This is a genomic window from Vibrio sp. HI00D65 (assembly GCF_001635455.1).
Lineage (GTDB): Bacteria > Pseudomonadota > Gammaproteobacteria > Enterobacterales > Vibrionaceae > Vibrio.
The window spans coordinates 134,311-147,241 of sequence record NZ_LWEH01000005.1 but is presented as its reverse complement, the minus strand read 5'-3'; the positions used below and the strand labels follow the sequence as shown (position 1 = coordinate 147,241).

At 42.8% G+C, this 12,931-nt stretch carries 9 protein-coding genes; 5 read left to right on the top strand and 4 right to left on the bottom strand.

The window, feature by feature from the left end; all coding sequences use genetic code 11:
• Nucleotides 1-168: 168 nt before the first annotated feature.
• Nucleotides 169-732 carry an SPOR domain-containing protein gene (locus tag A3712_RS01615; RefSeq protein WP_063522000.1) on the bottom strand — a complete coding sequence of 188 codons (564 nt, stop codon included), beginning with the start codon at nucleotides 730-732 and terminating at the stop codon, nucleotides 169-171.
• A 216-nt stretch (nucleotides 733-948) separates the two neighbouring features.
• Here A3712_RS01615 and A3712_RS01610 point away from each other — a divergent pair, with 216 nt between their 5' ends.
• Nucleotides 949-3,633 (top strand): bifunctional acetate--CoA ligase family protein/GNAT family N-acetyltransferase, encoded by a 2,685-nt coding sequence (locus A3712_RS01610; RefSeq protein WP_063521999.1) that lies wholly within the window; start codon nucleotides 949-951, stop codon nucleotides 3,631-3,633.
• On the opposite strand, the gene A3712_RS01605 is transcribed toward A3712_RS01610, so the two are convergent.
• Nucleotides 3,622-4,509 carry a LysR family transcriptional regulator gene (locus tag A3712_RS01605; protein WP_063521998.1) on the bottom strand — a complete coding sequence of 296 codons (888 nt, stop codon included), beginning with the start codon at nucleotides 4,507-4,509 and terminating at the stop codon, nucleotides 3,622-3,624. The genes A3712_RS01610 and A3712_RS01605 overlap by 12 nt on opposite strands.
• A gap of 227 nt (nucleotides 4,510-4,736) precedes the next feature.
• Between A3712_RS01605 and A3712_RS01600 the strand changes: the two genes are divergently transcribed.
• Nucleotides 4,737-6,875, top strand: coding sequence for a TonB-dependent hemoglobin/transferrin/lactoferrin family receptor (locus A3712_RS01600; RefSeq protein WP_063521997.1), 2,139 nt, complete (start codon nucleotides 4,737-4,739; stop codon nucleotides 6,873-6,875).
• Nucleotides 6,876-7,214: 339 nt separating this feature from the next.
• On the opposite strand, the gene galE is transcribed toward A3712_RS01600, so the two are convergent.
• Nucleotides 7,215-8,228, bottom strand: coding sequence for a UDP-glucose 4-epimerase GalE (galE, locus tag A3712_RS01595; protein WP_063521996.1), 1,014 nt, complete (start codon nucleotides 8,226-8,228; stop codon nucleotides 7,215-7,217).
• A gap of 564 nt (nucleotides 8,229-8,792) precedes the next feature.
• Between galE and A3712_RS01590 the strand changes: the two genes are divergently transcribed.
• From A3712_RS01590 to A3712_RS01580, 3 genes are all read left to right on the top strand, one after another.
• Nucleotides 8,793-9,536, top strand: coding sequence for a 5-oxoprolinase subunit PxpA (locus A3712_RS01590; RefSeq protein WP_063521995.1), 744 nt, complete (start codon nucleotides 8,793-8,795; stop codon nucleotides 9,534-9,536).
• Nucleotides 9,537-9,634: 98 nt separating this feature from the next.
• Nucleotides 9,635-10,381, top strand: coding sequence for a 5-oxoprolinase subunit B family protein (locus tag A3712_RS01585; protein WP_063521994.1), 747 nt, complete (start codon nucleotides 9,635-9,637; stop codon nucleotides 10,379-10,381).
• Nucleotides 10,374-11,324 carry a biotin-dependent carboxyltransferase family protein gene (locus tag A3712_RS01580; protein WP_063521993.1) on the top strand — a complete coding sequence of 317 codons (951 nt, stop codon included), beginning with the start codon at nucleotides 10,374-10,376 and terminating at the stop codon, nucleotides 11,322-11,324. The genes A3712_RS01585 and A3712_RS01580 overlap by 8 nt, the downstream gene beginning before the upstream one ends.
• A gap of 80 nt (nucleotides 11,325-11,404) precedes the next feature.
• Here the strand turns inward: A3712_RS01580 and A3712_RS01575 are convergent, their stop codons facing one another.
• On the bottom strand, nucleotides 11,405-12,859 hold the full coding sequence (locus A3712_RS01575) for an FAD-dependent oxidoreductase (RefSeq protein WP_063521992.1): 1,455 nt from the start codon (nucleotides 12,857-12,859) through the stop codon (nucleotides 11,405-11,407).
• Nucleotides 12,860-12,931: the final 72 nt, after the last annotated feature.

Sequence of the window (12,931 nt, the reverse complement as noted above, 5' to 3'; positions counted from 1 at the left end):
ATCCTTGAAACTAGGAATACTGACTTTAATGATAAACAAAAGTCGAAATAGGTACAGTGTTTTGATTGTTAAAATTGCGTCCGAAAGGTCGAGCGATTAACAATTAGACAAAACGGTTCGTCATAAATCAAAAAAAGGAGCATTTGCTCCTTTTTTATGATTTAAAACTTAGTTTAACTTGTTAAGCGTTGGGTATTCAGAGTTCTTGATGTCATCAATACTCTTCACGAATGGCTTCAAGTTTTTAAGTGAACTAGGTAGTGTTGAGATTGCCTTTTTCGCTTCTAAACGTGTTGCGTAGTCACCGTAAAGTACCGTGAACCACTTAGTGCCATTAACCATCTTGTAGTTTTCCCAAACAGGTTGAGAAGTCGTTGGTAGCATTTTCACGAAAGAGTCGACTTTACTTTGGTTGCCAACCGCAACAACTTGAACTGTGTAACCAAAACGCTGGTTCATGTCTTGTTGCTTCTTAGTTGGACCTTTCACTGCCGCAACTGGCTTAGCCAGAGTTGTTTGAGTGACTTTCTGCTCAACAGGTTCTGTTCTGATCACGTTAACAACATTCTCTTCAACAACGCCTGATTGCTGTGATTGAGACACAACTGGAGCTTCAACTTTGGCAGTTTTGTACTCTTCTTGATAACTATCTGAAGTCACATCCGTGATGTAGTTTTCAGATACACATGCAGCCAAGAGCAGTGGCAAAGTCGCAATTGCAATTTTTTTCATGGAAAGCTCTATATCCTTAATAATAATTACTATAAATCATGCCGATACGTCGGTTTAGAATCAAGTTAACTTTGAGATTATACACCATTAGTTGGTGACCTATTTCACAAACTTAATGCAGTGTTTGCTTATTCATCTGAATTCGGTGAATTTGCCATCAACCTGTCATCAAAAAGTAAGTTACGATGAACTTACGTGCATTGCTAGGATATGTCTATGAATCATCTTGATCCCCTACTTAAACCCCGTTCGATTGCCGTTGTTGGTGCCTCTCAGAGCGAAAACCGAGCAGGCTACATTGTTATGAATAATCTGTTGCATGGGGATTTTAAGGGGGCGGTAATGCCAGTTACGCCCAAATACGATTCTGTGGCGGGCGTACTTTCCTACAAAAACATTTTGTCGCTACCGATCGTTCCTGATCTTGCGATTCTATGTACCAATGCGAACCGTAATATGGCGCTCTTTGAGGAGCTAGCGAAGAAAGGCATTGCGTCTGTCATTGTTCTATCTTCAGACATGCAACAACCGAGTGATAACGGAGAAACGTATGACTCAAGATGCCTAGCGATTGCAAAAAAGCACAATATAAGAATGCTTGGTTCAAACAGTTTAGGGGTGATCATCCCTTGGCTTAATCTAAATGCATCATTCTCTCCTGTCACCGCTCTACCCGGAAAGATTGCCTTTGTTTCTCAATCTGCAGCGGTGTGCACAACTATACTCGATTGGGCTAATGATAAAGAGATCGGCTTCTCTGCATTTATCTCAATCGGTAATGTCACGGATATCGAGTTTTCTGAACTGTTGGATTACCTAAGTACCGACTCCCACACAGAAGCGATATTGCTATATGTAGATAGCATTAAAGACGCAAGGCGCTTCATTTCGGCTGCCCGTGCAGCTTCACGTAACCGGAGAATACTGGTACTAAAAGGTGGCCGAACTGCCAAAGGCCGAGCAGCAGCAATGGCACATACTGGTGGTGCAGATACGCTCGATATTATTTACGACTCGGCCATTCGTCGTAGTGGTATGTTACGAGTTAAAAACTTGCATGAATTATTTGCTGCGGTAGAAACCTTAACTCACTCAGTCCCATTACGCGGAGAGCGACTGGCGATTGTCACGAATGGTGGTGGTCCTGCGATTATGGCTGTTGATACGTTATACGAACGTGGAGGTAAACTCGCTGAATTATCGGAAGAGACGCTCGAAAAACTTAATAAGGTGTTACCTTCAAGCTGGTCACATAGCAATCCAATCGATATTGTTGGTGATGCGGGTGATCAGCGTTATATCGATACTATCAACACACTGCTCGATGGTGATGAAGCGGATGCCATTTTGATCATGCATAGTCCTTCAGCCATCGCACATTCTGCTCAAACCGCAGAGCGCATCATCGACGCGATTAAAAAGCATCCTCGCCACAAGCGATTCAATATTCTCACCAATTGGTCCGGTGAACTGACGGCAAGGCCTGCTAGAAAGTTGTTTACAGAGGCTGGTATTCCAACCTATCGAACGCCAGAAAGCTCAGTAGTCGCATTCATGCACTTGGTCGAGTACAGGCGTAACCAACGTCAGCTTATGGAGACGCCAACCACGGCTGAGAAAGTTCATATTGAAGACTTAGCGGACGCGAGAAATTGGATAGAATGTCAACTACTGGATAAAGACACAGTTAGCCTTGATACCCATCAAAACAGTCAGTTTTTCAAACACTTCAATTTAGATGTGTTACCCACTTGGATCGCATCTGACCCAAGTGAAGCAGTACATATTGCGGAAACGATTGGCTACCCTGTCGCAGTCAAACTCCGCTCACCAGATATTGCACACAAGTCTGACGTTCAAGGTGTGATGCTCAATTTAAGAAACAGTAGTGAGGTTGCGAATGCGGCACAAGCGATTTTGGATCGCTCTCAGTTTTCATTCCCAACAGCGCATATTCACGGTTTACTGGTTCAAGGCATGGCGAAACTGGCTGGCGGACAAGAGCTTCGCGTTAAGGTGACAACTGACGAAACATTCGGCCCTATTATTCTACTCGGTCAAGGCGGCTCCGAATGGGATGAGTCGATTGACGCGGCAGCTGCTTTCCCTCCGCTTAACATGACGCTGGCTCGTTACTTGATTATTCGAGCGATAAAGAGTGGCAAGATTCGCCTACAAAAGCTACCTAACCCTATCGACATAGAAGGCTTGTCTGAGTTGCTGGTTCGTATTTCTCAAATGGTGGTTGACTGCCCTGAAATACATGATCTGGATATACACCCAGTGCTTGCGAATGGCGATAAGTTCACGATATTGGATGCCGATATCATATTGAAAGCCTACGAAGGGGATCCGCAAGAAAGACTCGCGATTCGCCCTTACCCTGTAGAGCTTGAGGAACTTATCCAGTTAAAAGATGGAACAGAAGTACTGCTACGCCCGATTCTTCCTGAAGATGAACCACTTCATGCCGACTTCATTAATCGAGTCTCTAAAGAGGATCTCTACAAACGCTTCTTTAGTGATGTGGGTGAATTCAATCATGAAGCGTTAGCTAATTTCACTCAGATTGATTTCGATAGAGAGATTGCTTTTGTTGTGGTGCGTGAAGAACAAGATGTACCTGCAATCATTGGCGTGTCTCGGGCTCTGATCAACCCAGAGAATACGGATGCCGAATTTGCGATATTGATTCGCTCTGATCTTAAAGGCGTAGGTTTAGGTCGAATTCTGATGACTAAGGTTATTGATTACTGCCGTGCCAAACAGACTAAACAGATGTCGGGAATGACAATGCCAACCAACAGAGGAATGCTGACACTAGCCAAAAAACTTGGTTTCAAGCTAGATATCTGTTTTGAAGATGGCACAGCAGATATGGTGCTTCCACTATTTGAGTGACCATGTTTTTTTAAGGTGTTGGATGCACCATGATTTGGCGTCACCCATTTTATTGCGTCGCCAAGCCATAACGATGTCAATTGGCTGGGGCTCAGTCCCTACGATTTGCTTTAAAACACCAGATTCAATTAATGGACTAGCAACGCTACAAGGTAACGTGCCAATACCTAACCCGCTGGTTAATGCTTCGACTTTTGCGGGAAAGCTCGTCACCGTTAAACGTGGCTGCTTCTCTAATATATTGATGCTTAATGCTGGTTGATCGCGTGCGGTATCTGCGATTGCAATCACCCTGTAACTTTTCCTGGCCTTTTGATCAAAGTCACCAGAGCGCTTATGAACATAATGATTGGCTGCTGCCACCCAAATCATTTCCATTTTACCAATTACGTCACTTTTTAGGTCGTTAGGAATGGTGTCGACTTTCGGACAAACGAGAAGGTCGGCGCGGCCATCCGACAGTGACTCCCAACACCCCGCTAAGATCTCCTCTTGTAAACGTACCCGTGTTTTACTGATTTTTCCTAGATCATCAACCAGTGGGAAGAAATTAGCAATTGGGATAATGCCATCAAAGGCAATGGTTAAATCCAGTTCCCAACCATTGGCTAGAATGCTCGCCTCGTTTACCAATCTCTCTGTGGCACCAAGAATTACTCTGCCTTGCTCAAGTATTAATAGCCCTGCTTCCGTGAAGTTTGCACGGTGGCCGGATCGGTCAAAAATCATGATATCTAAATCTTGTTCCAGCTTTTGAATTTGGTAGCTGAGTGACGATGGCGCGCGGTTTAGTTCATTCGCTGCAGCTGCGAAACTCTCACGACGATCAATGGCATCTAGTATATGTAGTGCTTCAAGTGTTATTGGGCTATGCATCAGTATCCAACCTTTTTGGTGTGATCTTTGTCACATAAATGAAAGTATTCATTAGCTAAATGTAACAATTAAAGCTTTTAAAATACAATGGGTTATACGGTAATAATGGAGTTTTAACTGATAAAATTACCCATAAAAAGAAATGTAAATAGTAGTAATTATCATTTAGATCCAATATTGTCTTTTGGAAAATCAAGACAATACTATGGAATTAAGGTAACTATCAGATGTACAAGCAATCCCTGCTCTCTGCTTCAATCGTTTTAGCGCTTTCATCAACCTCAGCCTTAGCTGAAGATTATGCCCTATTTGACGAGGTTGTTGTATCGGCAACTCGTACTGAACAAAGCAAAGCTGATGTTTCAAGCTCTATTGAATCAGTATCTTCGGAAGATATTGATAATCAAATGTCTAACGACATAAAGCAAGCCCTTCAGTACACACCTGGCGTAGAAGCTCAAGGTAGTGGCCGTTTTGGTATTTCAGGTTTTAATATTCGTGGTGTTGAAGGTGACCGCGTTAAATTAATGGTAGATGGTGTGCAACAACCGACTCCATATAACCCTGGTGCATCTGAACAGCGTAAATATTCAAACGCGATAGAAGTAGACACATTGAGTGTTATTGAAGTGAATAAAGGGCCCGCTTCTACGCTTTATGGCTCTGATGCGATTGGTGGTGCGGTACTGCTGAGAACAAAGAACCCAGAGGATATGCTTAGAACTGACGGCGATGAAAACCGTTTCGGTATCAAATCTAGCTACACTTCTGCTGATGAACAGTTTAAGAACACCCTTTCTTGGGCCATGCGTAAAGATAAGCTAGAAACTATTGTAATGGCGACATACGCTCAAGGTCATGAAACAGAAACTCACTCGTCGGGCTCTAATGTTGAAGGTCCAGATCGCGGTGCTGCTAACCCTGCAGAAACGGAACTAAGTAACTTCTTAGCAAAAGCATTTTACAATGTATCTGATTCCAATAAGATTGGCCTAACGGTAGAACATTATCAGCGTCAATATGATGAAGATGAGCTGAACTACAATGGCTACCAACTAATGCCAGGTTTTGTTTATACGGATAACTACAATGAAGACACCAATAAACGTTTCCGTGCGACCCTAGAGCAACAACTTAAACTAAACTCTTCAATTGCAGACTCATTGGATTGGTCTCTAAATTACCAAGATTCTAGTACTCTGAATAAAAACTACGACACGACAGGTTCTAATGGACGTCGTCTACGTGAGCGTGATGCATCTGATGTAAATATGCAGGTCGATACACAGCTGTCTAAGTTGGTGAACATTAGTGGTGCTGACCATGAGTTTACGTATGGTTTTACTTACCTACAAAATGATTTCGAATTAGACAACACTGATTATAAGTTTGACAGAGGCACTGTTACTCCAGGTAGTACAGGTATTCCTGACGCAAAAATCACGCAATGGGGTGTTTTCCTTCAAGACCAAGCGTTCTTCATGGATGACAAGCTCATCGTAACGGGCGGTCTACGTTATGACTCGTTTGTTGCTGACCCATCAACTGATGAAGGCTACACAACGGAATACGACAAGAATAAAGATGACGCATTCACTGCCAAATTAGGTTCGGTTTACCACATCAACGATAGCTTGTCTGTTTTTGGTCAGATTGGCCAAGGCTTCAAAGCTCCTTCTGTTTATGACCTTTACTACTTCTATAACCAAGGTGCTATCGTAGAGGCAAACCCTGATCTTAAAGCAGAAAGAAGCCTTTCTTATGAGCTAGGATTGCGTGGTAATAACCAATATGCCCGTTTCGAATTGAGCACGTTCTACACCGATTACACTGATTTCATCAACGAAACGAAAACAGGTGAGCAAGGTGGTAAAGATGTGTTCACGAAAGAAAACTTAGACGAAGTAACGATTTATGGTGCTGAGTTCTCGTCAACTATTAATCTTGACACTCTGTTTGACGCACCTTACGGCACTTACACTCGCTTAGCTGTTGCTTATGCAGATGGTGAAGACAAGAAGACTGGTAAGTCAATTGATTCAGTTGCACCACTAACAAGTACAATCGGATTTGGTGTTGAACGTGATAATTTCGGTTCTGCGTTAAATGTAAAAATGGTTGCGTCGAAGGATGATTGGAACGCTGACGACAACGTCGATGTATCTGGATACACAGTTGTAGACTTGACGGCTTATTACCGTCCTATGACAGATTTAACTCTGAGAGCTGGTCTATTTAACGCTCTAGATAAGAAGTACTGGTTGTACAGTGATATGTCTGGTAGCGCACACGATTCTCAGTTCAACACAGATATCAAATCTCAGCCTGGTCGTAACTGGGGCTTATCTGCAAACTACGAATTCTAATTCGATACAAGCCTGAACTACAGAAACTAAAAAGCCAGCTATAAGCTGGCTTTGTCAATTTCACTAAAAATTGTATCAAAAAGGAATAAAGTGAAATTACTTCTCTGCCATTTCTTTCTTAACCATTACTGCTGCAGCAACGATGAAAGTGATGATCAGGCCTAGTTCCATGATTAACTCCAAAGAAAATTAACATTAAACATATAATTCACGAGCATAGTAACACAATGAATACAGAATGATACTTTTTAACCACTAATTTACTTTTTATTCGATTTAGATCAAAAAAGATGCCCTAGAGCATCTTTTTATAAGTTAACCATTTATGAAACAACTAGATTAGCCTGGGAAACCATTCGGGTTTGTTGACTGCCAGCGCCACGTATCTTCGGTCATTTCTGCCAGTGTACGTGTTGCGTTCCAACCAAGTTCTCTCTGGGCTTTAGCTGGATCTGCCCAGCATTCTGCGATGTCACCAGCGCGTCGCTCAACAAGTTTATAAGGGATTTCCTTACCACTTGCTTGTTCAAACGCCTTAACCATGTCTAAAACACTATAACCGTTGCCTGTACCAAGGTTGTAGATGTGTAGACCATCTTTTCGCCCTACTTTCTCAAGTGCTGCGATGTGGCCGTCAGACAGATCCATTACGTGGATGTAATCACGAACACCGGTACCATCTTTGGTTGGATAGTCGCTACCAAATACAGACAAGAACTCACGTCGGCCAACGGCAACTTGAGAAACAAACGGCATCAAGTTGTTTGGAATGCCTTGTGGATCTTCACCTAGTTCGCCACTTGGGTGTGAACCTACTGGGTTAAAGTAACGAAGTAACGTGATGCTCCAATCTGGATTCGCTTTTTGGAAATCCGTCAGACACTCTTCAACCATAAGTTTACTACGACCATAAGGGTTAGTCGCACTTGTCGGGAAGTCTTCAGTAATAGGCACAGTTGCAGGATCACCGTACACGGTTGCTGATGAACTGAATACTAACGATTTAACATTCGCTTCGCGCATAGCATCCACAAGCACTAAAGTGCCGTTAACATTGTTATCGTAGTATTCAAGAGGCTTCTCTACAGACTCACCTACCGCTTTCAAGCCAGCAAAGTGGATAACTGCTTCGATGTCGTGCTGTTTCATTGTTTCCGCTAACAGAGCTTTATTGCGAATGTCACCTTCAACTAACACTGGGCGAACACCAGATACCTTCTCGATACGCTCTAAAACGCTTGGTTTACTGTTGTATAAGTTATCAAAAAGAACAGGCGTCATGCCTGCGTTAATCATCTGGATACTTGTGTGGCTACCGATGTAACCCATGCCACCTGTAACTAAAACATTCATTTTAGTGTACCTTTTATTATGGTTTTTAATAATAATATTTATGATACAGTGATTTAGTGAAATTTCACAGCCTACTCTGTAACCATGCATCATTCAATAATACGATCTGCCTTTTCCGTTGAATTTTACTTGATAGATCACATCACCTTTTGTTTCGAATCATCGAATAAATGAATTCTCAGACTCGTGTCAATATGAGTGAATGCTATTTGCGTTCTGCACTTGTGTCTCAGTTCTCTAAATATCCAGTGTACTAAATTACCAATAATCAACCTATTTAATGGTAAGACAAAGTCGCAACAACTACCCACTCTGGTTTGGTATAGTTCTTACTTGAATTTGCTGAATGACAACTCAGTAATATCTGGAGTCTGAACCTTGGTATAAGAAAGTGCTAAAGCACACTATTTAATCTTAATTAACTGCAATACCATACTTTAAGCGAACATAATCCAACATTTTGATATTAATTTTTTGGTATCGAAAATTTGAAATAGATCACGGTTTATTTATGGCTTTTATAAGACCTTCATTAATAGCTTTAACGTAAAGGATTAGCACCACGTGACAACGAAGATTTTGCTTAATTGCGACATGGGAGAAAGTTTCGGCAACTGGAAGATGGGCGATGATGAATCGGTTATGGAATGGATTGATATGGCAAATATCGCCTGTGGTTTTCATGCGTCTGATCCCCACGTGATGTCAAAGACTATCAAACTGGCCCAGTACTATCATACTCAAATTGGTGCTCATCCTGGTTATCAGGACCTCGTTGGGTTTGGTCGCAGATCAATTCCTCACAGTATGGACGAAATCAGTGAACTCGTTTGCTATCAAATCGGTGCATTACAAGCCCTGTGCCGTTATCACCATACAAGTGTCGGCTATGTAAAACCTCACGGTGCGCTTTATAACGATATGATGGTAAATACAGATGTTTTTAATGCCATAGCGCAAGCAGTAGCGGAATTTAATATCCCTCTTATGATCCTCTCTTCCTCTGACAACCAACAATACTTAGACATCGCTGATGATCACGACTTGCCCCTTTTGTTCGAAGCATTCGCTGATCGAGCATATTTAAACAGTGGTCAACTTGCGCCTCGTTCGCAAAAAGGCTCGGTGTATGTGAACCAAGACGATATCTACAACCAAGTGATGCAGATCGTTAACTACGGTTCAGTCACGACCATTGAAGGTGAAAGGCTACCTATCGAAGCTGACACCATCTGTGTTCATGGCGACAATCCGCAATCCATCGCGCTCATTAGAAAAATCCGACAAGATCTCAACGCGTTTAATTAATAGCGGCGCAATGAATGCCCTCTGTTCCTTGCACAAGAACAGAGGAAACACTCACGACACATGAACATGGAAGTTGGAATAAAACGTATGGAAAGCAAATGACGAAAAACGAGATAAAACTTAATGTCGAGCCTGTTGCTGAGTGCAGTGTGCTTGTTACGCTACGGCCACTAGCCGCAGGTTCTAGCGGGAGTTATGCACAATACATGGCGCACTTTTCAGATGCTATTCGCCAGAGCTTGGCCACAGTATTGATGAACGTTACACCGGCGTACAACACAATATTGGTTGATTATTTACCTTATCGAATTTCTGAAGAACACTTTATTCCTCAACTCAATTTGATACTGACAGAGGCAATGGCAAGATTTTCAAGTGAGAGTAACATTCGCAACATTATTGAATTACCAGCATATTACTCAAATGAAACAGCCCTTGATTTGGATAAATATCAGGCTAAAGGCTTGTCACTGGAAGATATCATTCACTATCACACTTCTCAGACTTACAGTGTCAGCGCTATTGGTTTTGTCCCTGGTTTTGCTTTTATGTCAGACGTGGTTGAGCCATTAGTACTGTCTCGTCACTCTACTCCACGGCTCAATGTCCCGAAGGGAAGTATCGCAATTGCAGATTCAAAGACTGCGGTTTATCCGTCAGATTCTCCTGGAGGATGGAATATCATCGGTAATTGCCCTATTTCGTTGTTTGATCACGCTCAGTTGACTCAGGCTAACCAAATGCATGACCAGCTCTCTCTTCTGAATGTGGGTGACTCTGTGCGCTTTAAAGCAATATCAAGACAAGAGTTTGTCGAGCTTGGAGGAGGTGTAGGCCATGATTAATTCAGTCAATAAAGCGAGTCTAACCATCGTGAAATCGGGGCCTTTAAGTTTAATTCAAGACTTTGGACGCTTTGGCGTTTCTCACCTTGGTTTAACACAAGGTGGACCCGTAGACGATTACTCCTATAGTTGGGCAAATCACTTATTAGCAAACCCCGTTAATCAAGCGGCGCTAGAAATCACTCTTGGTCAGTGTTCTCTGCAAGTCAATGATGATTGTGAGATGGCGATTTGTGGTGGTGACCTACAGGCAACCTTGGATGGGAAACCTTTACTCAACTGGAGCACATTTCAAGCGTTTAAAGGGCAAATGCTTTCGTTTGGTTTACCGAAGAATGGACTCAGAGCTTACCTTGCGATTAAGGGTGGCTTCGTTGTTCCAGGAGTCCTCAATAGCAGTGCAACAATAACGCGTGAAAAAGTAGGTGGATTAACTCAAGATGGTGAGCCTTGCCAAGTTGGAGACCAATTAATTTTCACTAAGCAAGCTCTCACCAAGCACTTTAAACCTATTAGTGTCACGTTCCGTTATACACCTGATTACAATTTGCCGGTTAACTTAAGGGTTATTGAGAGCTACCAGAGTGAGCTATTCTTAGACTCAGCCAAGGAGACGTTTTACAACTCACCCTATATCGTGGACCAAAACTCGAACCGTATGGGTTATCGTCTTAGTGGTGAATCGGTTCACTCTCCAGATATATCACTGTTATCCGAAGGCATTGCGCTAGGTGCTATACAGGTACCACAAGATGGGCAACCTATTGTTCTACTTAATGATAGGCAGACTATTGGTGGTTATCCAAAGATCGGGTGTGTCGCAAGAATTGACTTGCCACGTTTAGCGCAAGCAAAGCCTGGGCATCAAATATCATTTAGCAAGGGAGAACGATTGAGGTTACAAGACGTTTGGTGCCAGTGGGCGCGGTTCTTCGGTTATTGATAATGAGCTTCGAACCACCGTTAAGAGTGGTTATTGCCAAAGGAAAAAATCGGCTTACCTAAGTAAGCTGATTTTTCGTTTTAGTGATGGTCTTGGCCAGAAACTTTCGCCAGCGCATTTGGGTATCCACGTTCTTGGGTTAACCCTATTGCTTTGTTTTCAATATCGTTTAACCTAAGTGACATTGTCACTGAATGTGTCTCTTCAATCGAGTCAGACTCGGGAATATTGAACCAGTGTTGAGCCACCTTGTGCGCTGCTTCTAATGTTGAAGAGGCTTTTACTACTTCAAGCCTTGCATAGCGTTCACCACAGAAAGAGACATCTGAGGCTCTTAGACTTGGGTCTGTGCCTGGAATTTGTTGAGCGCCGAAAAGAGGTTTTCCGCCAACTTGAGCAGAACTAAAGCTCGGAATGAACTGCGACATATGGGTAATTGCCGCACGTGTTCTGAGTTCGAGCTGTTCTTCACTCCAACCAGATACAATCTTCTTGAGCAGTTTTGATGGTAACTGCGGTTGAGAAGAATCTGTCGAAGATGAAACTAACCCGCCTTCAAACAGCGTGATCCCTTCCGTCATACCGTGAAGCTGGAATACACCGTCTGCATATGGTGTTAATTGAGCCATACCTTGCGGGGTGCCTCTTGGTCCATGAAAGATAACCTCTGGCCACTCTTCCTCACATTCTTGAGAATATGGCCACTCTGTGACGTAAGCGGCTTTAAATTCAACAAGTCGCTGCTGCCTAGATCCAACAAAGTCATCCACGATGCCTGTTTCAAAGCCACTGGCGTTAATCAAGTAGTCTGTGGTTAGTTTACGGCTTTGGTTATCAACGTCGGTATAAGTCAAAGACCAACCTTGCCCCGTTGATTGAACCGATTGTAAACGGCTGTTAGTCAGCAAGGTGCAGTTAGCTTGTTGTTCCAAAGAGAGCTGAGCGGTCGCAGAAAGTCGGAATACACTCCAACCGTACTCTTGAACCATAGCAACAGGATATTTAAGCGTATCTAGGTCGGTATGCTTCGCAAAAGGAATGCACCACTCGTCAAGTGATGTCGGTTTCAGTGGCTGTGTTTTCTGAGAAAGCGCGATGAGTTCTTCTTTGTTGTAGAGCTTATAGTATTCCTCGGGGTCACCAAGCACTTGGTTGCTTTTATCTTGTTTAACAAGCTCAGCATAAGCGTCTTTGATTATTTTGAGGCGAGGAAGCAAGTCCATTGGGTCACCACCATCACTGTGTGGTACAGCAATGACAGTAGGACGAATATTGATCGTGTGAGGAAACAGACGAACAGTATCAATAGACTGAGTAAGTAACTGAAGACACTGCTCCACAGAAATATCTCGATACAAATTGCCGCCAGCGTGTAGGTGGCAAATCGGTGGACCATTAACCAAACTCGGCCCTTTTTCTAAGATTGTGACCTTAAAACCCAACTCACTGAAGTGAATAGCGCTTGTTGTTCCGGCTATACCACCACCAACAATGGCAATAGAAGCTTGATTTGTATCCGTTTTGTTGTGGTTCATCGTGTTCTATAGAATAAGATTAACTGACGCTATTCTACTTTTGTTCGAGGACGAATTAAAACACATTTTTAT

Coding starts and splice junctions, on each gene's coding strand:
- A3712_RS01600 (WP_063521997.1), top strand. CDS start 4,737: ATGTACAAGCAATCCCTGCTCTCTGCTTCAATCGTTTTAGCGCTTTCA.
- A3712_RS01580 (WP_063521993.1), top strand. CDS start 10,374: ATGATTAATTCAGTCAATAAAGCGAGTCTAACCATCGTGAAATCGGGG.
- A3712_RS01610 (WP_063521999.1), top strand. CDS start 949: ATGAATCATCTTGATCCCCTACTTAAACCCCGTTCGATTGCCGTTGTT.
- A3712_RS01605 (WP_063521998.1), bottom strand. CDS start 4,509: ATGCATAGCCCAATAACACTTGAAGCACTACATATACTAGATGCCATT.
- A3712_RS01585 (WP_063521994.1), top strand. CDS start 9,635: ATGACGAAAAACGAGATAAAACTTAATGTCGAGCCTGTTGCTGAGTGC.
- A3712_RS01615 (WP_063522000.1), bottom strand. CDS start 732: ATGAAAAAAATTGCAATTGCGACTTTGCCACTGCTCTTGGCTGCATGT.
- A3712_RS01575 (WP_063521992.1), bottom strand. CDS start 12,859: ATGAACCACAACAAAACGGATACAAATCAAGCTTCTATTGCCATTGTT.
- galE (WP_063521996.1), bottom strand. CDS start 8,228: ATGAATGTTTTAGTTACAGGTGGCATGGGTTACATCGGTAGCCACACA.